Genomic DNA, 22,699 nt, shown 5'->3' on the forward strand with positions numbered 1-22,699 from the left:
TAACAGGTGCTACGAGCGGGTCAGAAGCGACGCGTGATGAGCGCGCGCTTCACCTCCTGGATCGCCTTGGTGACCTCGATGCCACGCGGGCAGGCGTCCGTGCAGTTGAACGTGGTGCGGCAACGCCACACGCCGTCACGGTCGTTGAGGATCTCCAGACGCTGCTCGCCGGCCTCGTCGCGCGAGTCGAAGATGAAGCGGTGCGCGTTGACGATCGCCGCCGGGCCGAAGTACTGGCCGTCGTTCCAGAACACCGGGCACGAGGACGTGCAAGCGGCGCACAGGATGCACTTGGTGGTGTCGTCGAACCGCTCGCGGTCCTCGGGCGACTGCAGACGCTCGCGGGTCGGCTCGTTCCCCTTGGTGATGAGGAAGGGCATGACGTCGTGGTACGCCTGGAAGAACGGGTCCATGTCGACCACGAGGTCCTTGAGGACCGTGAGGCCCTTGATGGCCTCCACCATGATCGGCTTGTCCGGGTTGATGTCCTTGATCAGCGTCTTGCAGGCGAGCCTGTTCTTGCCGTTGATCCGCATCGCGTCGGAACCACAGATGCCGTGGGCGCAGGAACGGCGGAACGTCAGGGTTCCGTCGAGCTCCCACTTGATCTTGTGAAGGGCGTCGAGGACACGCTCCTTCGGGTCGATCTCGATCTGGAAGTCCTGCCACTGGACCTCGTCCGACACCTCGGGGTTGAAGCGGCGGATCCGGAACGTGGCCGTGATGAACGGCGAGTCGGCGAAGCCGGCCTCGGCGTTGTCGGTCTTGTCCAGGGTGGGGGTAGCCATCAGTACTTACGCTCCATCGGCTGGTAGCGGGTCGTGACGACCGGCTTGTAGTCGAGCCGGATCGACGCGGAACCGTCATCCGCGACCTCGCGGTACGCCATGGTGTGGCGCATGAAGTTGACGTCGTCGCGGTTGGGGTAGTCCTCGCGGTAGTGACCGCCGCGGGACTCCTTGCGGGCGAGCGCGGAGGTCGCCATGACCTCGGCCAGGTCGAGCAGGTTGCCCAGCTCGATGGCCTCCAGCAGGTCGGTGTTGAACCGCTTGCCCTTGTCCTGGATCGACACGTTGAGGTACCGCTCGCGCAGCTCGGCGATCTTCTCGACCGCCGTCTTGATGGTCTGCTCGGTGCGGAACACCATCACGTTGGCGTCCATGCACTCCTGCAGCTCCGTGCGCAGGTCGACGACCCGCTCGGTGCCCGTCGAGTTGCGCAGCCGCTCGACCTGGTCCTGGACCAGCTGGGCCGGGTTCTCGGGAAGCTCGACGAAGTCGTTCTTCACGGAGTACTCGGCGGCGGCGATGCCCGAGCGCTTGCCGAAGACGTTGATGTCGAGCAGCGAGTTGGTGCCGAGGCGGTTGGCGCCGTGCACCGAGACACAGGCGACCTCGCCGGCGGCGTACAGGCCCGGGACGACGGTGGTGTTGTCGGCCAGCACCTCGCCCTCGACGTTGGTCGGGATGCCGCCCATGGCGTAGTGCGCGGTCGGCTGGATCGGGATCGGGTCCGTGTAGGGCTCGATGCCGAGGTACGTCCGCGCGAACTCGGTGATGTCCGGGAGCTTGGCGTCCAGCTGCTCCGGCGGCAGGTGGGTGAGGTCCAGGTAGACGTGGTCACCGGCGGGACCGCAGCCGCGGCCCTCACGGATCTCCGTGTAGATGGAGCGGGACACGACGTCACGGGACGCGAGGTCCTTCATGACGGGCGCGTACTTCTCCATGAAGCGCTCGCCGTCCTTGTTGCGGAGGATGCCGCCCTCACCGCGGGCGCCCTCCGTCAGCAGGATGCCCATGCGCCAGATGCCCGTCGGGTGGAACTGGAAGAACTCCATGTCCTCCAGCGGCAGACCGCGCCGGTAGCAGGCGGCCTGGCCGTCACCGGTCAGGGTGTGGGCGTTCGACGTCACCTTGAAGAACTTGCCGGTGCCGCCGGAGGCGTAGATGACCGACTTCGCCTGGAAGACGTGGATCTCGCCGGTCGCCAGCTCGTACGCGACGACGCCGGCGGACTTCTTGACCCCGTCGACCTCGGTGATCAGCTGGTCCAGGACGTAGAACTCGTTGAAGAACTCCACGCCCTCCTTGACGCAGTTCTGGTACAGCGTCTGGAGGATCATGTGGCCGGTGCGGTCGCCCGAGTAGCAGGCACGACGGACCGGGGCCTCGCCGTGGCTACGGGTGTGACCACCGAAGCGGCGCTGGTCGATCCTGCCCTCGGGCGTGCGGCCGAACGGCAGGCCCATCTTCTCCAGGTCGAGGACGGCGTCGATGGCCTCCTTCGCGAGGATCTCGGCGGCGTCCTGGTCGACCAGGTAGTCGCCGCCCTTGATCGTGTCGAAGGTGTGCCACTCCCAGTTGTCCTCCTCCACGTTGGCCAGCGCGGCGGCCATGCCGCCCTGCGCGGCGCCCGTGTGGGAGCGGGTGGGGTAGAGCTTCGTCAGCACGGCGGTACGGCTGCGCTTGGTCGACTCGATGGCCGCGCGCATGCCGGCGCCGCCGGCGCCGACGATGACGGTGTCGTACTTGTGGATCTGCATGGTTTCCTCTGGTCCCTCTGTCCCGGCGCCTAGCGAATGTTCGGGTCGAAGGTGAAGATCACCAGCGTGCCCAGCAGGACGGTGAACACCGTGGCGGTGTACAGGAGCATCTTCAGCCAGAAGCGGGTGTTGTCCCGTTCGGCGTAGTCGTTGATGACCGTACGGAGGCCGTTGGCGCCGTGGAGCATGGCGAGCCACAGCATCGTCAGGTCCCAGACCTGCCAGAACGGCGAGGCCCAGCGGCCCGCCACGAAGGCGAAGCCGATCTTGGAGACGCCGCCGTCGAGCACCAGCTGGATCAGCAGGTGGCCGATGACGAGGACGGTCAGGACGATGCCCGACAGGCGCATGAAGAGCCAGGCGTACATCTCGAAGTTGGTGCGCGAACCCTTGGGCGTCTTGGCCGTGCGCTTGCGCGGCGCCTCGATCACCGGGGCCGGGTGGTCGACGTCGAACAGGCTCACGCCCTCGACGTCGCCGATCGCGGCTGCGGAAGAAGTCTCGCTGGACATGGGCCTCAGCTCCCGAAGACGTCGCGTACGGCGTGACCGAGGACGGGGTACAGGGCCCCGACCATCAGCACGATCCAGATGCCCACCACGGTCCAGAGCATCTGCTTCTGGAGTCGCGGGCCCTTGGCCCAGAAGTCCACGGCGATGATCCGGAGACCGTTCAGCGCGTGGAAGAGAATCGCGGCCACGAGGCCGTATTCGAGGAGCGCGACGATCGGCGTCTTGTACGTGGCCACGACATCGTCGTAGGCCTCGGGGGAGACGCGGACGAGAGCGGTGTCCAGGACATGTACGAACAGGAAGAAGAAAATGAGGACACCGGTGACTCGATGAGCCACCCAGGACCACATGCCTTCCCGGCCGCGGTACAGCGTTCCAGCCGGCACGGAAGAACCCTCCGGGAGCGGGGATTGGGGTCGGCCGGCTTGACTGTCGGTCTGACCCGGCCGGGTACGGTCCACCGGCCCCGGCCATCGTAGCGACGCATTGTCGGTTCGTTCGCGCCGGGGCCTCTGGTGTGATCAAAGTGGCAATCAAAGGGGCACGTACGGGCTAGAGGGTGTCCCGGTCCACGGGACCCCCGGGCGCTATCGTCCGAGGTCCGGGGTCACCAGCTCGACGATCCGGCTCCGGGCGAGTCGTCGCAGCTCCTCGGCGGTCACCGCCCGCTCCTCGTCCGGGTCGTGCGCCAGCCGGACCCGGATCCCGGCCAGCACCTGGTCCACGTGCTGGGAGGGCTGGTAGGCGTCCAGGCAGATCACGAAGGCGTGGCCGAACCTGCTCTCGTACGCCGCGTGCGCGGCCCGCAGCGCCAGATGGGCGGCGCGCGGGGCGTCGTGGTGCAGGCAGGGGGCCGGTTCCGAGGCCAGGGCCTCCGCGATGTCCCGGGGCGCGAGGTCGTAGCCCGCTTCGTCGGAGGCGGCCAGTAGGGAGCCGAGATCCGGGTAGGGGCGGTGGGCGGCCATCCGGTGGGCCCAGCGGAGACTTCCGCAGCACTCCAGGAAGGCCGCCTCGGCGGCGGCGAAGGGGAGGCTGTTGAAATGGGCCAGACCGACGGCATGATCATCCGGTGGCCCGCCGGTGTGCGGCGCCTCCGGGCCGTCGGCCGGAACCGGGTGGCGCGGCTGCACGGGCACGGCCGACCGGCCGGCCGGGGGCGTGGATCGCTTCGGCAGGCCGGCGGGGGACTCGCTGGACCTGGACAGCGGGGACTCCTCGTATCCATGCGACGACATCCATGACATCGACGACATCTATGACCCTGTGGCCCCGAAAAGGGCCCTCCGTTCCTGAAAGACCGGCCGGAGCGTCTTCAGGTTCCGCGGGGAGGGAGTGAAGGGAGAGACGAATGTGTCGCAACGCTAGCGAGACCGGTCGGCGGCCGTCCGAAGGACCGGAGAAAAATCACCCGAACGGGAGGGTTTCGGAACGTGTGATGGACGTCTGACCTGCATCGGCCGGGGTCCTGTCCGATCCCCCGGAGCCCTCGATGGGCGAGGCCACGGCAAAAATGCCAACCTTGCACCCTCTTCACCCGTTTCACCCGTCCCTGCCCCCTCAACGGAGGAATCTGCCCGATGTCGCCCTCGCGTGGTGCCCTTGTCACCGGCGCGGCTGTCACGGCCGCAGCCGCCGTCGTCCTCACCGTCGTCGTCTGGCCGGAGGGGTCCGGCAGCGGACCGTCCGGCGACACGGCGTCGCCCTCCGGCACCTCCGCCGAGGCCGCCGCCCCATCGCCCTCCCGCAGCTACCCGATGTCCAGCACGCCGAGTGTGATCCCCGCGGTCCGCGAGCACACGGCGGCGCGCGGGCCGGGCTGGCAGCCGGGCAAGGACAGCACGGTCGTCATCGCCAAGGGCAGCCAGGTGCTCGCCGACGAGGCGGAGCTGCTCGCCAAGGAGCTGAAGATCCGCTACCGGGGCGCCGAACCGGCGCGGACCGGGGACGTCGAGCTGGCGCTCGGCGCCAAGGACGCGGGCCCCGCCGAGTCGTACACGCTCACCGTGCGGGACGCGAAGGTGAAGATCACCGCACCCGACGAATCGGGCGTCTTCTACGGCACCCGTACGCTCAAACAGTCGCTCAAGGCGGACGGCACGTTCCCCGAGGGCGTCGTCAACGACCGGCCGGACCGGCCGCAGCGCGGGCTCAACCTCGACATCGCGCGCAAGCACTACAGCGCGGAGTGGATAGAGGACCGCATACGCGAGATGGGCGACCTCAAGCTCAACCAGCTCGGCCTGCACTTCTCCGACGACCAGGCCTTCCGGATCGAGTCGAAGTCCCACCCCGAGGTGGTCTCCGACGAGGCCCTCACCCAGGACGAGGTCCGCCGCATCGTCGGCCTCGCCAACAGCCGGCACATCGAGGTCGTCCCCGAGATCGACTCGCCCGGACACCTCGGCGCGGTGCTGGCCGCCCACCCCGACCTCCAGCTCCGCAACACCGCGGGCGTCGTGTCGAAGGGGTCCATCGACATCTCCAAGCCGGCCGCGGCCAAGCTCATCGACGAACTCCTGGAGGAGTACACCGAGCTGTTCCCGGGCCGCTTCTGGCACCTCGGCGCGGACGAGTACCAGGCGCTGACCGTCCGGAACCCGGCCGCCTCCTACCCCCAGCTCCAGCGGGCCGCCGAGGAGCGGCACGGCGCGGACGCCACCATCGAGGACCTGGCCACCAGCTGGCTGAACGACCGCGCGGACGTCGTCGTCCCCAAGGGCCGGACCGCGAAGGCCTGGAACGACGGTCTGTTCCGGGGCACGAAGGTCAAGGCCGACGAGAACATCGAGATCGAGTACTGGACCGGCAAGGAGATCGGCGCCCGCCCGCCGCAGGAGTACCTCGCCGAGGGCTACAAGATGCTGAACCTCAACGACGAGTTCCTCTACTACGTGCTCGGCGAGCCCAACGCGTTCGTCTACCCGACCGGCGAGCGGATCTACGAGCAGTGGACCCCGATGGTCCTGCGCGGCACGGAGCCCGTCGCCGACCGCTACTCGAAGCAGATCCTCGGCGGCCGGTTCGCGGTCTGGGGCGACCTGCCGAACGCGCAGACCACCCAGCAGGTGGCGAACGGCATCAGGATGCCGTTGGTGGCGACCTCGCAGAAGCTGTGGGACCCGCGCAAGCCCGCGCTGAGCTGGGCGCAGTTCCAGGAGCTGGCGAAGCGGACCGGCAGCGCCGGGTGACCGTGAGCCGCCGCTGAAAGGGCTGTCCCCACCCTCACCCACCTGCGAGGATGCGAGGCGGACAGCCCGGCAGTCGCCGGCCTGCGCACCGTCGGCCGCGCGCTCCTGGGGAGGGACGCGCGGCCGTGCACCGACACCGCGTCCTGGGGGGACTTCTTCATGCTCTGCACCCGTTGCCGTATCAGAACGGCCGTGACCGACGACGGCCTGTGCACCTTCTGCTCGGGCACCCGGCCCCCGCTGCCGACGCCCCAGCCCCCGGCCGCCGGACCCGGGGGCTGGGGCGTCGGCACCTGGCCGCGTTCACCCGTCGGCCTGTCCCACGCGGTGACGGCGCTGCTCGGCGTGGCCATCGCCGCCGACCTGTTCGCCATCGGCACCGGACTGCGCGTGCGCGCTCTCTGGGACCGGCTGGCGACGGAGGGCGCCCTGGACGTCTACGGCGGCGACGGCGAGACGGCCGAGCGGCTGTACGGCATCGCGGCCCTCGCCCAGGGCGCGGCGCTCGTGGCCACCGGCGTCGTCTTCATCGTCTGGTTCCACCGGACCCGCCGGAACGCCGAGGTCTTCGACGCCGGGGTGCAGCGGATGGGCCCCGGCTGGGCGGTGGGCGGCTGGTTCGTCCCGGTCGCCAACTTCTGGTTCCCGTACCGGGTGGCGAGCGGCGTCTGGGAGGCGTCCGCGCAGACCCGCGCGGACGGCGCCTGGCGCACGGTCCCCCGCACCCCGCTCAACCTCTGGTGGGCCGCGTGGGTCGCGACGCTCCTGGCCTCCCGCGTCACCGGGCGCCTGTGGGAGCGGGCCGGGGAGCCGGCGGAGATCGTGCGGGCGGCGGGCCTGGTGGCGGCCTCCGACGCGCTGGACGTCGTCGCCGCGGTGCTCGCGATCCTCTTCGTCCGCACGGTGACCCGGATGCAGGTCGAACGCGCCGCGCTCGGCGTGCTTCCCGCCACGGTGGTCCCGGGCGCCCACCGGTGACGGCCGCCGCGCGATAGACGGCTGCCCGACCGAAGGCCGCTCCGTGCCGACGATGGCTCCGAAGTGACGATTTTCAGCCATTCGGCGCAGTATCCGATAGACCGAGGGAGACGTCGATGAGTCTGTTGGAACTGATCGAACGAGCCGACGAGCGCGCCCTGGCCGCCTCCGCCGTGGCCTGCCTGGACCGCTGCCTGCCGCTGCTCGCGGGACCGGACGCGGAGCCTCTGCGCCCGCTCTGGGCGAGCTGCGGAGACGGACAGGATTGGGCCATCCGGCTCGCGGCGGTACGGACGGAGATGGAGCACGCGCCGGTCCCCGACGGCCCGGCCGCGCTCGTACGGTCGATGCTCGGCGCCGCCCCCTCCGACTTCACCCCCGTACCGCTGCGGGAGTGGGCCGACGCCTGTTCGCTGGTCGCGCTGAGGGTCCACGGCCGGTTCGACGCCCCGGACAAGGACGTACCGCCGGACGGGGACCACCTGCTCAAGACGGCCCGCAGCGGCGAACCGGCCGCCGTGGGCCCGCTGGTCGCGGGGGAGCTGGAGCGGCAGGTCCGCATCCTGGAGATCCTCGCGGAGACCACCGGCACGGCAGGCAGCGGCGCCGGCCTCCGCAAGGCGCTGGACCTGTCCACGGAGGGCCGCCGGGTGCTGCGCGCGGTGATGTCGCGGAGGGCCCGCGGGCGGGGGTGAACTCGGGGGTGAGCCCAGGGGTGAGCCCCTGGCTGGGCGCTGGTCACCGGACGGGATGACGTCCCGGGTCCCGGGTGCTCGGGCGGCGCGGGCGCTGGGGTCGGGTCCTCTCCTGCCCATTACTTGCTGTTTTGCCAAGTGAGTGCGAGTATCGCAACTGAAAGATCCGCACGACCTGGGGGGATTTCCGTGATGGACCCGCAGACCGCAGCCGACCAGCTCGCCGCCGCCGAGGGCGCACCCGCCCTCAACCGGCCTGCCACGACAGGCGAACGCGTGGGGGGAGTGGTGTCGGCGGCCGCCCTGTTCGGCGCCCTGTGGGTGGCCGCCGAACAGCGGGTGCCGCTCGCGCTCGGCATCCCGGTGTGTCTGGCGGCGCTGGCCGTGGTGGTCGGCTGGAACTACTACCACCGCGAGCGCGCGCTGCGCCGTCCGCACACCCGGCTGGAGAGCGGCGCCGGGATTGCGGCCGGTTTCCTGCTGGGCCTCCCGGCGGGCAACGTTCTGTGGGACACCCCGGACTCCACCATCGGCATCGTGGTCCCGGCCGCGGCTTCCGCGCTGGTCCTGCTGGGCTACCTGGTGTCGCGGTGGAGGGCCTGATGGGCGAGGACGGGCACCACCGGCAGGCTCTGACCACTCTGATGCACTCGCCGGTCCGCCTGGCCGTGCTGGGCACCCTGCGGCGCGTGCACAACGCGTCCTTCGCCGATCTGTGCGAAGCCCTCGAACTGGATTCGCCGGAGCTCTCACGGCAGCTGCGGGTCCTGGAGGAAGCGGGCGTGGTGGAGCTGGCCAAGCTGCGCGGCGAGGGACGCCGTGTCCGCACCTTCGTACGCCTGTCCGACGAAGGGCGGGAGCGCTTCGAGGAGTACCTCACGCACCTGCGGGCCCTGGTCGGCGAAGGCTGACGGCCTCCGGAGGCTGACGGCCCCAGTGCCGCAGAAAGGGCGTCGCAGAAAGGGCGCCGGAGAAAGGCGCCGGAGAATAGGTGACGGGAGAAAAGGTGACCGGAGAATGGGTGACCGGAGAAGAAAAGGGGGCGCGACCCCACGGTCGCACCCCCTTCGCCGACGCCGGATCAGACGACTAGCTCACCGTGCGGCTCAGGCCCACGGGGTGGCGCACCACACGGCGTACGTCCCCAGCGAGGCGGCGAGCCCCGCGACGCCGCCCTTGACGCCCACCTTGATGCCGCGCTTGGCGGCCTCCTTGATGATCAGCTTGGCCGCGTCCGTGAAGTGCTTCTTCTTCAGCTTGGCGGTGATGGCCGCCGTGGCGCCGCCCAGGCCGCCGAGACCGACGCCCTTGAGCAGGCACGAGGTGTAGCTGCCGTAGGCGCCGACGGGAATGTCGCCGCTGAGCTTGGCCTGGATCGCGTCGGCGAACTCGACGCCGAACTCGGCGCGGGTCTTGTCGTAGTCGAACACGCCCTGGGAATCCAGGACGTCGCCGTTGTCGAGGGCCTGCAGATAGCGGGCCAGCTCGTCGACCTGCTCGGCGGTGGGCTCGCTGCCGACACCGGTGTTCTGGGCCCCGGCGCCGTTGTCCCGGGCCCCGGACGCCTCGGCCGCGTGCGCGGTGCCGATACCGGTGAAGGTGACAGCACCGGCCACCACGGTGGAAATCACAGTCGTGCGAAAGCGCATTGCGCTGCGGTTCACGTACAGTCCTTAGTGCGTTGTATGCGCACGAGGTGAGGCCCGGTGATGCTGTCGTGGCCTGCGAAACCTGATGGCATCGCCGGCCTCCCCCCGTGCATCGTCATATTTCCGAAATGGCCTGGACCAGTCCGGTTGGGCGTGAAAGACGTTAACGCCCAACTGGTGACAGTTCAATTCACCGTAAAGTGAGGCCTCTCACGGGCCGTTTGTGGAACGTCCGAGGCTTCACGCCCGTCGCCTGAACTCACTGTTCCGATCGGGCCGTCTTTCGAATGCGCAATTGTCTCCCGCTCGGGGGGAGTTGTCGTCCGCGTAATTCAAATGACTGTCAAGGACGCTGTATAGCTGCGGTCCAGGAGCTCGCCGACAGCGCACGGGCGGCGAAAGGCGGTGTGAACCGCCGCTCTCCGGCCGGGGCCCGGCCCTGGGGTCGGGGGCGGACCGCGGAGCCACTGCGGGCTCCGCGGCTACCGGGACGCCGCGGACAGGATCACGTCCACGAGCCTCTCCGCAGCGTCCGGGCGCCCATGTGCCCCGGCTGCCGCTGCCATCGCGCCCCGGCGCTCCGGATCGTCCAGGAGCGGGCCGACCGCCTCGCGCAGACGGCCGCCGGAGATCTCGCCGAGGAGGGCGACCGCTGCCCCGGACTCCTCCAGATGGCGGGCGTTGTGGGCCTGCTCGTTCCCGGCCGCCGTGGCGAGCGGGATGAATACGGCGGGCTTGCCGAGGGCGGTCAGCTCGGCCAGGGTGCCCGCGCCGCTGCGGGAGATCACCAGATCGGCCAAGGCCAGGACGTCGGGCAGCTCCGGTCCGACGAACGGGGTGAGGTGGTACCGGGCGGCGAGGGGTGCCGGAAGCCCTGCGGCGCGCGCGGACAGCGCCTCCTGGTGGGCCGGGCCGCACTGGTGCACCACGTTGGCGCGCTCCAGCAGCCACGGCAGTTCGCCGCCGACCACGTCGTTGATCTGCTGGGAGCCCTGCGCTCCGCCGGTGACGTATACGGTCGGCAGCCGCCGGTCGAAGCTGTGGAGGCCGAGCGCGGTCACGGCCTTGTCCAGGTGGCCGGTCAGGACCTCGGGTCGTACGGGGTTTCCGGTGACCACCGCCGCCGACCGCACGCTCTCCGGCAGAAGCGGCAGGGTCGACTCCGAGGACACGGCGATCCGCGTGGCCGAGCCGGCGAGCTTGCGGTTGGCGAGGCCGAGGCGGACGGTCTGTTCGTGCAGGACCAGCGGGACCCGGCACATCCGCGCGGCGAGCCCGGCCGGCACGGCTACGTAACCGCCCGTGGCGAGGACGACGTCCGGCCGGAAGGCGGAGACGGCGCTGCGCGCCTGGGCGACCCCGAGCGGCACACGTGCCATGTCCCGGACGTTGGCGGGCGACACCATCTTCAGCGGGTTCGCGTGACGCCGGACCTTCCCCGTGGCCACGGTGGTGAACGGGATGCCCTCTGCGCTCGTGACCCGGGCCTCCAGGCCCTCCGCCGTGCCGATCCACAGGACGTCGAGGGTGCGGCCGGAAGCCGCCAGACGTGCCTGCAAGGTGCGGATCGCGGTGAGAGCGGGGTACGTGTGGCCGCCGGTGCCGCCTCCCGTCACGATCAGGCGGAAGGCGGAGGCGGGTCGAGACGCGGTATTCACCCGGCGCAGTTTAAGGAGCTCCGGTCGGCCGGGCGGAATCCGTGCGGTGTTGGTCACGCCGTCGATCGCACAGGGGTCTGCACGCAGGGCAGCCCTGGTCGGGGCACAGGGCGAAGAGGAGCGACGACCGGGGCCGCCACCCCCCACAGGAGAGGCCCCGGCCGTCTTCCACGGGGTCGCAGCACGACCCCGTACTCATCTCAGCGCCATGACTGCGTTTTCTGTCACACCGGAAGACGCCCGACGAATTGTTGCGGGTTGTACAAGTCATGGACGTGGCCCCCGCCGAGCACGTAGCGTGCTGGTTCGCGCAGGGTTGCGCAGCAGTTGACCAGCTGCGATTGAGGACGGCAGGGCGGGTTGAGGGAGTGCTGGGGGACGACGCGGAGCTGACTGCCGCGGTGCTCGCGGCACAGGACGGGGACGAGGACGCCTTCCGTGCTGTGTACCGCGCGGTGCAGCCACGGTTGTTGGGGTACATACGGACATTGGTCGGGGAACCGGACGCCGAGGACGTGGCGTCCGAGGCGTGGCTGCAGATAGCGCGTGACCTCGACCGTTTCAGCGGTGACGCCGACCGGTTCCGGGGCTGGGCCGCGCGGATCGCGCGCAACCGCTCGCTGGACCATCTGCGGATGCGCAGCCGCCGTCCCGCGATCGGCGGCGACGAGACCGAGCTGACCGCGCGCGCCGCCGAGTCCGACACCGCGGGTGACGCCATCGAGGCGCTCGACACCGACCGCACCATGTCCCTCATCGCCCAGCTGCCCCAGGACCAGGCCGAGGCCGTCGTTCTCCGGGTGGTCGTCGGGCTCGACGCGAAGAGCGCGGCGCAGACCCTGGGCAAGCGGCCCGGCGCCGTACGCACCGCCGCCCACCGCGGCCTCAAGCGACTGGCCGAACTCCTCGGCGCCGACGAGCAGCTCGCGGCGGCCCGGGCCGCCGACGGCGCGTTCGCCTCGGACGGAGCCCCGGCCGCCGGCCCGGCACAGGGCGCCGGAGGCGAGGCCGGTTCCGACGCGGGCGGGGGCGCCGGGCTCGGCGCCGTGCCCTCCCAGCGGCCCGGCCGGGGCGGTCCGGCGGCGCCCGCCGGGGTCACTCCCGGTGTGACGCATTCGCGACCGTGGACGCAGAAGGACATGTGATGGCCGACGAGCACTACGAGTGGCTTGACAAGGACGCGGCGGAGAGACTGCTCCGCGGCGAACCTGTCGTCCCCGTCGGCGACCAGGCCCGCACCGACGCCCTCCGGCTCGCCGACGCGCTCGGCACGGCCCGCGGAGGGCTGCGTACCGCGACAGGCGAACTTCCCGGCGAGGACGCCGTCCTCGCCGCGTTCCGGCAGGCCGGCCACGGCAACGGGGTGGACCGGCTCGCCGGCCGCGACGCCGGGGCCGCCGTCCCCGGACGCCCCGGCATCCTGCACGCCGTCCAGATCGGCTCCGCCCCCGACACCCCGGCCCGCCGCCCGCGCTGGAGCCGCCCGGTCCGCTTCGGCCTGGTCGCCTCGCTCGCGGGCTGTGCGCTCGGCGGGGTCGCGGTCGCCGCCGGTACGGGCGTGTTCACCGGAACCTTCGGCGGACAGGGCTCACCCGCGCCCGCCAGCTCCGTATCGGCCGCCGTGACCCCCGGGCCGCTGACCTCCAGGGAACCCGCCGACGACTCCTCGTCCCCGGCGGACCCGTCCCCGCCCGACGCACCGGAGGCGTCCTCCTCGCCCGAGACCCGTGAGTCCGGCGGGGCCGAAGCCCCCGACGGAGCACGGACCGGCGACACCAGCCGGGAGTCCGGCGGCGACCGTTCGGGCACCCCGGACCGGCCGGGCGGCGACGGCCGCGAGGAGACCTCCGGCGGCGGCGACGGCCGGGACGAACGCCCCGGCGAATCCGGCGGATCCGGTGACGGTACGGACTCCGGGAACTGGTACGAGAAGTCCGTCAAGGCCTGCAAGGACTTCCGCAACGGCACCCTGGACGACCGGAGCCGACAGCAGCTGATCGAGTTCGCGAAGGGTGAGAAGAACCTGGAGCGCTTCTGCGACCGCCTCCTCGGCGGGAACGGTGGCAGCGGCGGGAGCGGTGGCTCGGGTGGTTCCGGCGGTGGCGGGGACGACGACGATGACGACGACGGTGGTCAGAGCGGACCGGGCGGCGGCGGCTCACTGCCGCCCGTCTCCTTCCATCCCGTACCGCGCTCCGGCTTCGCCCCGGAGCAGCCGGTGGAGACCGGGCCCGGCGCCGACGGGGCGGATGCCGGGATCTCGCCGCTCCCGAAGAGCTCCGGCGCGGCCTCCGTGCTCGCCCGCTGACCTGCGGATCCAGGGAGCGTGAGCGGTCCGGCGGACGGCTCGGACAGCCAGGTGTGACGTTTTTCGGAGGCCGGGCGCAGTACAGAGTGAGCCGACTGGTCATCGGCCGCGCAACGAGCCGGGGTTCCCCCCGTACCTTCGGCTCAGCGCATCGGCGCGGGCGGGACACGTTCCCCCGGTCCCGCCCGCGCCCTCTCCCTCCCTGTTCACACCGTGCTCGCGCCGGATCGCCAGGTACCGGTTCACCAGGAGACGACGACCTTGTCGCCGTTCTTCACCTGGTCGAACAGCGCCGCGACCTTCTTCTTGTCCCGTACGTTGACGCAGCCGTGCGACGCGCCGCCGTAGCCGTTGGCCGCGAAGTCGGCGGAGTAGTGCACCGCCTGGCCGCCGCTGAAGAACAGCGCGTACGGCATCGGGGTGTCGTAGAGCGTCGACACATGGTCCCGGGACTTCCAGAACACCTCGAACACCCCCTCGCGGGTGGGCGTGTACTCCGAGCCGAAGCGGACGTCCATCGCGGAGACGACCTTGCCGTCGATCATCCACGCCAGCGTCCGGCTCTTCTTGCTGATGCACAGGACCCGGCCCTTCAGACACCGTTCGTCCGGCGTGGCCACCGGGCGCTCGGTCGGCGGGTGCAGCTCGGCGGCCGTCGGTACCCGGGTCATGGCCAGCAGCCGCTTCCAGGTGACCTCGTCGGCGCTTCCGGTGACCGGCAGCCGCCGCTTGGCCTGGAAGGACCGTACGGAGTCGGCGGTGACGGAGCCGTAGTAGCCGGTGGGGTTGCGCCCGAAGTGGCCGATCTGGCGGAGCCTGGCCTGGAGTTCCCGCACCTGGTCGCTCTGGGATCCCGTACGCATCAGGACGCGCGGCGCCGGTGCGGTGCTCGGCGCCGGAGCGGTGCGGGCGGGCGCGGCGGTGGACGCCTTCGGGCTCGGGGGCGGGGTGGTGGGCGAGGGCGTGGGCGGTTTCGCGTCGTCGGTGGCCGAGGCCGTGGGGGAGGGGCTCGCGGTCGGCGCGGCGGCCTGTGTGGCCCGCACCGGCGGCGGCGCGTCCTGCGCCCCGGTGGCGGTCCCCGGTTCGCAAGCGGTCGCGAGGGCGGCCAGGGCGACGATCGAGACGATCGGTACGGCGTTGACGCGGCGGGACCGGGGGCGGCTGCCTCCGGTCCTCGGGGCCGGACCGGAGGGCGACGCCGACGCGTTCGCCATGGCCGGCCCGCTGGTCCCGGTGACCGCGCTCGGCACGGCCGGTGCGGTCGGCCCGCTCTGCACGGCCTGCCCGCCCGGGCCCGATGCGCCCGGGCCCGATGCGCCCGGGCTCGATACGGCCGGGCTCGATGCGCCCGGATCTGAGACGCCCGGGCCCGATACGCCCGGATCTGAGACGGCCGGGCTCGATACGCCCGGGCCCGAGACGCCCGGACCGGATATCGCTTCCTGCGCCCGCACCCGCGCCCCCTCCGTGCCGCCCCTCGACCCTCGGCCGTCCCGCCCGCTGTTCGTGTCCGCCATCGCTCGGTCCCCCCTGGCTCACCCGCCGGCCCGGTGCCTCCTGTACGGGACGGATTCCCGTCCGGCCCGGTCACCGAATCCTCCGTCGGACCCGCGCCGCGCGTCCAGCCCCCCGAGGGTGCGCCCGGTGGATCATGGCCGGGTCCGGCCCGCCGGAGCCGGGCCTCTCCGACCGGGCGCCGAACCGCTGATATCGCCTGGTGAAACCGCTGGACGGCGACCCGTACGGACGTGCGAGACTCCGTCCATGCTGGGTGTCACCGACCTTCCGACCTATCTCGCCGGCCTGGCGCTGATCGTTCTCCTGCCGGGCCCGAATTCGCTGTACGTGCTCTCCGTCGCGGCCCGACGCGGCGTGCGTACCGGCTATACCGCCGCCGCGGGCGTCTGGACCGGGGACACCGTCCTGATGACGCTCTCCGCGCTCGGCGCCGCGTCCCTGCTCCAGACCACGCCCCTGCTCTTCGCGATCGTCAAGTACGCGGGGGCGGGCTATCTGACCTGGATGGCCATCGGGATGCTGCGGGCGGCCGTGTCCCTGTGGCGCGAGCGGCACCGGCGTACCGCCGAACTGGTCGAGACGGCCGAGGCGCCCCAGGCCGCGGCCTCCATGGAGCGGCCCTACCGCCGAGCGCTGGTGGTCAGTCTGATCAACCCGAAGGCGATCCTGTTCCTGATCTCCTTCTTCGTCCAGTTCGTCGACCCGGGCTACGCCTACCCGGCCCTGTCCTTCCTGGTGCTGGGCACACTGCTCCAGCTCGCCAGCTTCGCGTACCTCTCGGTGCTGATCTTCGGCGGCACGCGTCTCGCCGCCGCCTTCCGCCGGCGCAAGCGGCTGTCGGCGGGGGCCACTTCGGCGGCGGGCGTCCTGTTCCTCGGGTTCGCCGCCAAGCTCTCGCTCAGCAGCGTGTAGAGCGGGTAGCCGGAGGGACGGCCCGTTCCGTGGGTGGCTTCAGGCGGACGTGAGGTCCAGGCCCAGAGGTTCGGCGTACGCGGCCAGCTCCGCTTCCGCTTCGACGGCGTCGGTGCATATGACCCCCTCGGTGGACGCCTGCGCGGTCGACGAGAAGCGCGTGACGCTGGGGTGCCGGACGATCTCCTCGTCCCAGGCGTTCGGTCCGGCCGACGACTCCCGCACGGGCGACCAGTGGCTCGACGTCGAAAACCCCGAGCAGGTCGACGCCGTGCTGCTGATCCCCAACGACCAGTCCTCCAACCGGCGCACCTGCGCAGCGGACGGCAAGGACGGTGGCGGCACGCACCCTCCGGAATCGCCCAGCAGAGGCGACCAGCTGTAGCGAGGCGAGGCGAGGCGAGGCGGGGCGGGGCGGGGCGAGGTCCGGTTCCGGGCGACGGGGGCCTCGTCCAACCGTGTGCCCGGTCATCCGGCGGACGCGCAGAGTTCACCCGCTGTCGTGGCAGGTGTCACCCGATCCTTCCGCCGTCTCACTACGTTGTCGGGACCATGATCGAAGGTGAGGGCGCGCGTGCCGAAACTGTCCGTTGTCGTACCGTTCCACAATGTCGCGGCCTACGCCCCGACCACGCTGGCCGGCCTGGCCCGCAACGCGGACCCGGACATCGAGTTCCTGCTGGTCGATGACGCGTCCACCGACGGCACGCAGGACATCGTCGACCACTGGGCCGAGCGGCTGCCGCGCGCCCGGGTGATCAGACACGGTACGAACGTCGGCATCGCGGCCGCCCGCAACAGCGGCATCGACGCCGCCGAGGGCGACTACCTCACCTTCCTCGACGGCGACGACTGGTACGCCCCCGGCCATCTCGTGCAGATGCTGCGCGCCGCCCAGGACCTCGACTGCGACTTCGCCCGCACCGACCACGTCCAGTCCACCGGCACCACCCGCGTCGTGCGGCGCGCCCCCGCGCCGCTCCGCGACACCGTGCTCGACCCCCGCGACGGCATCGGGGTGCCCGAGCGCGAGACCATGGTCGACTACCCGTTCGTCTGGGCCGGGATCTACCACCGGCGGCTGTTCGCGGACGGCGCCCAGCGCTTCGCCACCGAACTGCGCACCGCCGAGGACCGGTTGTGGATCTGGCAGCTCCATCTGCGCGCCCGCACCTACGCGGCGCTCGGGCTGTACGGCATCTTCTACCGGCGCGGGGTCACCACCTCCCTGACCCAGATCAAGGACGCCCGTCAGCTCGACTTCTTCGCCTCCTACGACACGCTGCTCGACGAGCTGCGCGCCGACCGGGACGCGGACGTCCTGCTGCCGAAGGCCGTCCGTACCTACTGCGCGATGATCGCCTTCCACAACGAGAAGGCCGACGACTACGAGCCCGCCACCGCCCGCCGGCTGCGCGCCGAGTCCACCGCCGCGCTGGGCCGGATGCCGCAGGACGTGCTCGACCGCACCCTCACGATGATCGACGACAGGCGCGGCACGCTGCTCAGCCGTCTGCGCACCAAGCAGACCAAGCAGAAGGCCGCCTGACGATGACCGCACCCGAGCCCGCCCCCGTATCCTCGCCCGGTCCCACCCCCGTACGCAGGCCCCCGCGCACCCAGATCTTCCAGGTCTCCACGCTGTACGGCGCGGCCACCCTCGCCGCCGCGCTCGACGCCGGACAGTTCGGCCGGGCCACCGACAGCCACCGCATCCTGCTGGTCTCCAACAATGCGGCCGTCCCCGAAACCGCCCTCCGGCTGGAGGAGATGCGCGGTTACGGCCCCCTCGCCGCCCGCTTCGACGCCGTCGTCGACTGGAACGAGGCGATCAGCCCGCACCACCCCAGCGGCTGGGGCCCCCGCTCCGAGGAGACCGTCCTGTGGCAGCGGGCCTTCCGCCTCGCCTGGGACATCGCCCCCGACGCCCCCGTCGACCTGGCCGTCGAGTCCATCCAGGTCAACCCGGCCCGCGCACTCGCCGCGATCTTCTCCGAGAGCGCCGTGCACGTCTACGCCGACGGCCTGATGAGCTACGGACCCACCCGCAACCGGCTGCCCCAGTCCATCGCCTGCCGCATCCGGCGCGTCCTCCACCTCGACCTGGTCACCGGAGTGCGCCCGCTCCTGCTCGCCGAAGCCGGCGTCGAACCCGAACTCGTCCCCGACGACGCCTTCCGCGCCGTCCTCTCCGAGATCGCCGCCGCGGCCGAGGGCGACAAGGGGCTCGCCGCCGCCGAGGCCGCCGCCCCCACCGCGATACTGCTCGGCCAGTACCTCGCCGCCCTCACCATCCTCACCCCGGAGGAGGAAGAGGACCTGCACATCCGGATGTTGCGCGGAGCCGCCCGCGCCGGGCACACCTCCATCCTCTTCAAGCCCCACCCGACCGCCCCGGCCCGCTACTCCCGCGCCCTGGACGAGGCCGCCGCCGAACTCGGCGTACGGCTCACCACGCTGGACGGCCCACTGCTCGCCGAGACGCTGTACGAGCGGTGCGCGCCCACTCTCGTCGTCGGCTGCTTCTCCACCGCGATGTTCACCGCCGCCGCCTACTACGGCATCCCCGTCGCCCGCGTCGGCACCCGGCTGGTCCTCGACCGCATCACCCCGTACGAGAACAGCAACCGCATCCCGCTGACGATCACCGACCACCTCGTGCCGGACCTGGACGCGCTGTACGGTCCGGGCGGCGCGGACGCGCAGGGCGCCGGGGGCGTTCCCCGTCTGCCGCGCACCGCGCCGGACAGCCTCGCCCCGCTGCTGCGGACCGTCGGCTACTGCATGCAGGCCAAGCTCCACCCCGGGCTGCGCCCCGACGCCGAGGCATGGCTGCGGGAGCACCTCGACCCCACCACCCAGCACTACTTCAAGCGCCGCCGCCTGCAGAGCCTCACCCTGCCCGGCGGCGGCCCCCGGGGAGCGGCGGTCCGGCTGCGCCGCACCGTACGGCGCACCCGCAGCACCCTGGGCCTCTGACCAGGGGCCGGGGCGACGAACCCCGGCACCGGCGTCCGACTCACAGAACGGCGGAACGAGCATGGGCCAGACCCTCACCGGGCTGCTCACGTCAGTACGGGCGATAGCGGGGCGGCCGGGGTCGCCCGCCCCGGGACGAACCGGCGGCGGACCGGACCCGGCGCTCCTGGCCGCCCTGCGGCACTGCGGCGACCACCTCGCCGCCCTCGCCGCCTCCGGGCCCCTCACCGACGCCCGCCGCACCCGGCTCATCGCGTCGATCGGCGCCCTGACCACCGCGTGCTCCACCCCGGGCGCCGACGCGTTCGACGCGCTGCTGCGGACCGGGCAGCAGGCCCTGGACAGCGGGGGCGAAGCCGGGGCCCGCCTCGCCCTGGCCCTCGCCGACGAGGCCACCGCCCTGCGCGGCCGTTCCAAGGGCGCCTGGCGGCTGCGCGGCAACGCCCTGGACGCGCTCGGCCTGCGCGAGGAGGCGATCACGGCGTACGAACGTCACCTGGCGCTCCAGCAGAACGCCGCCGCCTCGCGCGACGTCGAACGCCGCATCGCCACCCTCCGCGCCGCGGGCGACCGCATCGACGAGGCGCTGGCGCTGGTCGGGGACGCGGACGGGGCCGGGGACGGGACCGGGGGCGGGGCAGGTGTCGGGACCGGTGCCGGTGCCGGGGCCGTCCGTCTCTCCCGCCGGCTGCCCGCCGCCGAGGCCCGCGCCGCCTTCACCGAGCTGGTCCGCCGCCGTACCGCCGAACTCGGGGCCGCCGACCCGGCCGTACGCCGGCTCGCCGCGCTCTACGCCGAACACCGCCGGCTCTCGGACCACGACCCGATGGCCGACCCGCTCCTCGGCGGGGCCGAGCCCATCGGCGTGCCCGGTCTGCGCCGGCTCGTCGCGGGCCGCACGGTGTGCCTGGTCGCCGACACGCCGCGCACCGCCGAGCAGGAGCAGCGGTCCGGCAGTTCGCTGGCCGCCCTGATCGAGGGCTACGACCTCGTCGTGCGCTGCGACGCCCTGCGCCATGCCGCCCCCACCGCCCGCACCGACCTGCACGTCTGCACCCTGCGCGGCGACACCCCGTGGAAGGGCCCCCGTTGGGACCGGCGGGCCGGCACCCGGCTGGTCTTCGGCGACCCGCTCCCGCACTGGCGGCTCGCCCTGCGCAGCCGGCTCGTCCCCGGTGCGCAGGACCGCATCGGCGACGCCTCGCTGCGCCGCCCGCTGCACGATCCGGCGCTCATCGGCGGGACGGCCGACGGCGAAGGGCCCGCGAGCACCGCGTACACCGTGCTGCGGCTCCTCGACTTCCTGGGCACGCCCGCCCGGGTGGACCTCATCGGGTTCGAAGGACCGGCGTCCCTCCCCCCGCGCGAGCGGGAGTGGATCGGGGCGCGCACCGGGACCACGGACGACACCGCAGTGAGGATCACCCTGAGATGACGACGCACGACTCCACCCCCGTGGCCGGGTCCGCATCCGCCGACGACCGCCGGGCCGTCACCGGGAAGCGCAGGATCGCCTTCGCCGTGTACGTCGCCGGCGCGGACGAACTGCCCGGACTCCAGGCCCTCCTGCGCAGCATCGCGCTGAGCGACCCGGGCCTCTGCGAGGACGTCGTCGTCCTGCACCCCGGCCTGCCGGACACCGACTTCGACGCCGCCCGCCGGCTGCACCCCCGGCTGGTCCCGCGCACCGCTGCCGGGCGCCACGAGGTGTTCGGCCTCGACGGGTACGACACCGTGGTCGCCCTCAGCCCCGCCATGGTCGTCCTCGGCCCGCTCGACGCCCTGCTGAAACTCCGTACGGGAGTGGCCGCCGTACCACGCCCCGGCCCCGACGGCGCCCCGGACCCGCACGGCGGCCTGCTGGTGATCCAGCGCCAGGACCTCGACCACTCCGTACCGCCCGCCGCCGCGCGGGACATCCCGGAGAGCGTCCTCGTACCCCTGGAACCCCGGTACGACTTCCCGGCGCTGCGGCTGGGCGACGACCTGGCGGTCCCCGAAGACGTCGTCGTCCTGAACTTCGCCGGTACGCCCACGACTTCCACCGGCCCCGCCCACGCGGCACGGGCGCGCTTCGACCTGGACGACGAGGCGTTCCGCGCCGCCTACCTCGCCCTGACCGGCCCCCGACACCCCGACCTGCTGCTGCACCTCGCGCTCCCGTTCCCCGAGGGATCCCGACCGCCGATCGACCTGGTCCGGCGGATCGCCGAGATCCACCGGGGGCGCGGCCGGCACGACGAGGCCGTCGCGCTGCTGGGCGAGGCCGTCGTGGGCCGCCCCGATCTGCCGCGCTGCCACGAGACGCTCGGCGTCTGCCTGATGGCGCTGTCCCGGTACGAGGAGGCCGAGACACATCTGCTGCTGGCCACCGCCTCACCGGACTTCGCCCCGCGCGCCTACGGCCAACTCGCCCGGCTCGCCTGGCTGCTGGGCCGCACCGAGGACGCCCGGGGGTACGCGCTCGCCGGGCTGGAGACCGACCCGGCCGACGCCAACTGCCGTGCCTGGTACGCCCGTACGTCCGAGATGATCGCGGCGGGCGGTGCTGTGCCGGACAGTCCGCCCGGTGAACAGCTCGCCCACGTCGCCCTGTTCGCCGACGGAGAGGAGAACGCGGGCGACAAGGTGCTGCCCGAAGCGGTCCGCAGCTGCTTCACCGCCGACACCGGTCCGGACCGCTGGCACCAGCAGCACGCGCACCTGCTGGTCGACGAGGCCGGCCTCGAACGCCTCAACGACCGGCGGGCGGTGATCGTGGGCGGCGGAGGACTCTTCCTCCCCGACACCGCGCCCAACGGCAACAGCGGCTGGCAGTGGAACATCCCCGACGACGTGCTCGCCCGGATCACCGCACCCCTGGCGGTCTTCGCCGTCGGCTACAACGTCTTCGACGGCCAGCGCTACCGCCGCGAACGGTTCGCCGCCTCGCTGCGGACCCTGGTCGAGCGGTCCGCGTTCTTCGGGCTGCGCAACCACGGTTCCGTCGCCCGGGTCCGCGAACTGCTGCCCGACTCCCTCCGCGAGAAGGTCCGCTACCAGCCCTGCCCCACCACCGTCGCCCGTCACCTCGACGCGCGCCTCGCCGAACCGGTGGCACGCGAGGACACCGTGCTGATCAACTGCGCCTACGACCGGGCCGGACTCCGCTTCGGTCACGACTACGGGCACTTCCTGGCGGAGATGGCCGCCGCGATCAGGGACCTCTCGGCCTCCGCGGAGGTCCGTTACGCCGCGCACATGCCCGCCGACGAACGCTTCGTCGACGATCTGCGCCGCGAACACGGCCTCACCCTCCCCGTGGAGCCGCTGTATCTCCTCTCCAACGACGCCATCCGCGATCTCTACCGGCGCACCCGCCTGGTGATCGGGATGCGCGGGCACGCCGGGATGATCCCGTTCGGCTGCGGCACCCCCGTCATCAGCCTCGTCTCGCACCCCAAACTGGCCTACTTCCTCGCCGACATCGACCGGCCCGACTGGGGCGTCTCCGTCCACGAACGGGCCCTCGGCGCCCGGCTCGCGGAGCGGGCCCGGGCGGTGCTGGCGGACCACGCGGCGGCGGTGGCCGACGTCCACGACCGGCAGCGGGCGCTGTGGTCGGTGACCCGGGACAACCTCGCCCGGCTGCGTGAACTCACCGGCCTCCCGGACCCGTTCGGCGATCCGGGCGTCGGCCCCGTGGTTCCCGCGCCCCGGTCCGCCGCCGACGAGGACCGCGCCGCCCCCTCCCTTCGTACCGCCCCGCCCACCCTCTGAG

The 22,699-nt window shown here is 72.2% G+C and carries 21 protein-coding genes; 13 read left to right on the plus strand and 8 right to left on the minus strand.

Going from position 1 to position 22,699, the window contains the following annotated elements; all coding sequences use genetic code 11:
- Positions 1-20: 20 nt before the first annotated feature.
- From KV381_RS23445 to KV381_RS23465, 5 genes are all read right to left on the minus strand, one after another.
- A complete protein-coding gene (locus KV381_RS23445) occupies positions 21-788 on the minus strand; it encodes a succinate dehydrogenase iron-sulfur subunit (protein ID WP_030084559.1) in 768 nt (255 codons plus the stop codon).
- Positions 788-2,542 carry a succinate dehydrogenase flavoprotein subunit gene (sdhA, locus tag KV381_RS23450; RefSeq protein ID WP_030084560.1) on the minus strand — a complete coding sequence of 585 codons (1,755 nt, stop codon included), beginning with the start codon at positions 2,540-2,542 and terminating at the stop codon, positions 788-790. Before sdhA ends, KV381_RS23445 begins: the two co-directional genes overlap by 1 nt.
- A gap of 29 nt (positions 2,543-2,571) precedes the next feature.
- Positions 2,572-3,054 (minus strand): succinate dehydrogenase hydrophobic membrane anchor subunit, encoded by a 483-nt coding sequence (locus tag KV381_RS23455; RefSeq protein ID WP_030084561.1) that lies wholly within the window; start codon positions 3,052-3,054, stop codon positions 2,572-2,574.
- Positions 3,055-3,059: 5 nt separating this feature from the next.
- On the minus strand, positions 3,060-3,440 hold the full coding sequence (gene sdhC / locus KV381_RS23460) for a succinate dehydrogenase, cytochrome b556 subunit (protein ID WP_073740310.1): 381 nt from the start codon (positions 3,438-3,440) through the stop codon (positions 3,060-3,062).
- 201 nt (positions 3,441-3,641) lie between these two features.
- Complete coding sequence (locus KV381_RS23465) at positions 3,642-4,190, minus strand: 2-oxo-4-hydroxy-4-carboxy-5-ureidoimidazoline decarboxylase (RefSeq protein WP_032790712.1); 549 nt, start codon at positions 4,188-4,190, stop codon at positions 3,642-3,644.
- 441 nt (positions 4,191-4,631) lie between these two features.
- Here KV381_RS23465 and KV381_RS23470 point away from each other — a divergent pair, with 441 nt between their 5' ends.
- From KV381_RS23470 to KV381_RS23490, 5 genes are all read left to right on the plus strand, one after another.
- The gene (locus KV381_RS23470; RefSeq protein ID WP_086778213.1) at positions 4,632-6,242 is read left to right on the plus strand and encodes a family 20 glycosylhydrolase; all 1,611 of its coding nucleotides are present in this window, start codon (positions 4,632-4,634) and stop codon (positions 6,240-6,242) included.
- Between the two features lie 159 nt (positions 6,243-6,401).
- On the plus strand, positions 6,402-7,220 hold the full coding sequence (locus KV381_RS23475; protein WP_030630639.1) for a DUF4328 domain-containing protein: 819 nt from the start codon (positions 6,402-6,404) through the stop codon (positions 7,218-7,220).
- A 116-nt stretch (positions 7,221-7,336) separates the two neighbouring features.
- Positions 7,337-7,915 (plus strand): hypothetical protein, encoded by a 579-nt coding sequence (locus tag KV381_RS23480; protein WP_030084569.1) that lies wholly within the window; start codon positions 7,337-7,339, stop codon positions 7,913-7,915.
- 192 nt (positions 7,916-8,107) lie between these two features.
- Complete coding sequence (locus KV381_RS23485; RefSeq protein WP_218786146.1) at positions 8,108-8,518, plus strand: hypothetical protein; 411 nt, start codon at positions 8,108-8,110, stop codon at positions 8,516-8,518.
- A complete protein-coding gene (locus tag KV381_RS23490) occupies positions 8,518-8,826 on the plus strand; it encodes a transcriptional regulator (protein ID WP_030084573.1) in 309 nt (102 codons plus the stop codon). The genes KV381_RS23485 and KV381_RS23490 overlap by 1 nt, the downstream gene beginning before the upstream one ends.
- A 195-nt stretch (positions 8,827-9,021) precedes the next feature.
- Here KV381_RS23490 and KV381_RS23495 read toward each other — a convergent pair whose 3' ends face one another.
- The gene (locus KV381_RS23495) at positions 9,022-9,546 is read right to left on the minus strand and encodes a hypothetical protein (protein WP_030084575.1); all 525 of its coding nucleotides are present in this window, start codon (positions 9,544-9,546) and stop codon (positions 9,022-9,024) included.
- A gap of 500 nt (positions 9,547-10,046) precedes the next feature.
- A complete protein-coding gene (locus KV381_RS23500) occupies positions 10,047-11,222 on the minus strand; it encodes a glycosyltransferase (RefSeq protein WP_218786148.1) in 1,176 nt (391 codons plus the stop codon).
- Positions 11,223-11,590: 368 nt separating this feature from the next.
- Between KV381_RS23500 and KV381_RS23505 the strand changes: the two genes are divergently transcribed.
- Together KV381_RS23505 and KV381_RS23510 are read left to right on the plus strand one after the other, a co-directional pair.
- Positions 11,591-12,367: an RNA polymerase sigma factor gene (locus tag KV381_RS23505; protein ID WP_030084579.1), complete on the plus strand. Its 777-nt coding sequence runs from the start codon at positions 11,591-11,593 to the stop codon at positions 12,365-12,367.
- On the plus strand, positions 12,367-13,530 hold the full coding sequence (locus KV381_RS23510) for a hypothetical protein (protein WP_030084581.1): 1,164 nt from the start codon (positions 12,367-12,369) through the stop codon (positions 13,528-13,530). The genes KV381_RS23505 and KV381_RS23510 overlap by 1 nt, the downstream gene beginning before the upstream one ends.
- Before the next feature lie 242 nt (positions 13,531-13,772).
- On the opposite strand, the gene KV381_RS23515 is transcribed toward KV381_RS23510, so the two are convergent.
- Positions 13,773-14,744 carry a L,D-transpeptidase family protein gene (locus KV381_RS23515; RefSeq protein WP_234024644.1) on the minus strand — a complete coding sequence of 324 codons (972 nt, stop codon included), beginning with the start codon at positions 14,742-14,744 and terminating at the stop codon, positions 13,773-13,775.
- 550 nt (positions 14,745-15,294) lie between these two features.
- On the opposite strand from KV381_RS23515, the gene leuE reads away from it, so the two are divergent.
- The 6 genes from leuE to KV381_RS23545 all read left to right on the plus strand — a co-directional run bounded on the left by leuE (position 15,295) and on the right by KV381_RS23545 (position 22,698).
- Complete coding sequence (gene leuE / locus KV381_RS23520) at positions 15,295-15,960, plus strand: leucine efflux protein LeuE (RefSeq protein WP_030630627.1); 666 nt, start codon at positions 15,295-15,297, stop codon at positions 15,958-15,960.
- Positions 15,961-16,072: 112 nt separating this feature from the next.
- Complete coding sequence (locus KV381_RS23525) at positions 16,073-16,345, plus strand: hypothetical protein (protein ID WP_218786150.1); 273 nt, start codon at positions 16,073-16,075, stop codon at positions 16,343-16,345.
- A gap of 189 nt (positions 16,346-16,534) precedes the next feature.
- Positions 16,535-17,509: a glycosyltransferase family 2 protein gene (locus tag KV381_RS23530; RefSeq protein ID WP_030630623.1), complete on the plus strand. Its 975-nt coding sequence runs from the start codon at positions 16,535-16,537 to the stop codon at positions 17,507-17,509.
- A gap of 2 nt (positions 17,510-17,511) precedes the next feature.
- Complete coding sequence (locus KV381_RS23535) at positions 17,512-18,939, plus strand: polysialyltransferase family glycosyltransferase (RefSeq protein WP_030084591.1); 1,428 nt, start codon at positions 17,512-17,514, stop codon at positions 18,937-18,939.
- Between the two features lie 61 nt (positions 18,940-19,000).
- Complete coding sequence (locus KV381_RS23540) at positions 19,001-20,374, plus strand: tetratricopeptide repeat protein (protein ID WP_218786152.1); 1,374 nt, start codon at positions 19,001-19,003, stop codon at positions 20,372-20,374.
- Positions 20,371-22,698, plus strand: a complete 2,328-nt coding sequence (locus tag KV381_RS23545; protein WP_218786153.1) for a tetratricopeptide repeat protein — start codon at positions 20,371-20,373, stop codon at positions 22,696-22,698. The genes KV381_RS23540 and KV381_RS23545 overlap by 4 nt, the downstream gene beginning before the upstream one ends.
- Position 22,699 lies beyond the last annotated feature (1 nt).

The sequence above is a fragment of the Streptomyces sp. WY228 genome (assembly GCF_019287315.1).
GTDB classification, from domain to species: domain Bacteria; phylum Actinomycetota; class Actinomycetes; order Streptomycetales; family Streptomycetaceae; genus Streptomyces; species Streptomyces caviscabies.

Excerpts from the sequence above, each read along its gene's own strand:
- KV381_RS23485 (WP_218786146.1), top strand. The coding sequence starts at position 8,108 with ATGGACCCGCAGACCGCAGCCGACCAGCTCGCCGCCGCCGAGGGCGCA.
- KV381_RS23480 (WP_030084569.1), top strand. The coding sequence starts at position 7,337 with ATGAGTCTGTTGGAACTGATCGAACGAGCCGACGAGCGCGCCCTGGCC.
- KV381_RS23490 (WP_030084573.1), top strand. The coding sequence starts at position 8,518 with ATGGGCGAGGACGGGCACCACCGGCAGGCTCTGACCACTCTGATGCAC.
- KV381_RS23475 (WP_030630639.1), top strand. The coding sequence starts at position 6,402 with ATGCTCTGCACCCGTTGCCGTATCAGAACGGCCGTGACCGACGACGGC.
- KV381_RS23510 (WP_030084581.1), top strand. The coding sequence starts at position 12,367 with ATGGCCGACGAGCACTACGAGTGGCTTGACAAGGACGCGGCGGAGAGA.
- KV381_RS23515 (WP_234024644.1), bottom strand. The coding sequence starts at position 14,744 with ATGGCGAACGCGTCGGCGTCGCCCTCCGGTCCGGCCCCGAGGACCGGA.
- KV381_RS23455 (WP_030084561.1), bottom strand. The coding sequence starts at position 3,054 with ATGTCCAGCGAGACTTCTTCCGCAGCCGCGATCGGCGACGTCGAGGGC.
- KV381_RS23470 (WP_086778213.1), top strand. The coding sequence starts at position 4,632 with ATGTCGCCCTCGCGTGGTGCCCTTGTCACCGGCGCGGCTGTCACGGCC.
- leuE (WP_030630627.1), top strand. The coding sequence starts at position 15,295 with ATGCTGGGTGTCACCGACCTTCCGACCTATCTCGCCGGCCTGGCGCTG.
- sdhA (WP_030084560.1), bottom strand. The coding sequence starts at position 2,542 with ATGCAGATCCACAAGTACGACACCGTCATCGTCGGCGCCGGCGGCGCC.
- KV381_RS23535 (WP_030084591.1), top strand. The coding sequence starts at position 17,512 with ATGACCGCACCCGAGCCCGCCCCCGTATCCTCGCCCGGTCCCACCCCC.
- KV381_RS23540 (WP_218786152.1), top strand. The coding sequence starts at position 19,001 with ATGGGCCAGACCCTCACCGGGCTGCTCACGTCAGTACGGGCGATAGCG.
- KV381_RS23445 (WP_030084559.1), bottom strand. The coding sequence starts at position 788 with ATGGCTACCCCCACCCTGGACAAGACCGACAACGCCGAGGCCGGCTTC.
- KV381_RS23545 (WP_218786153.1), top strand. The coding sequence starts at position 20,371 with ATGACGACGCACGACTCCACCCCCGTGGCCGGGTCCGCATCCGCCGAC.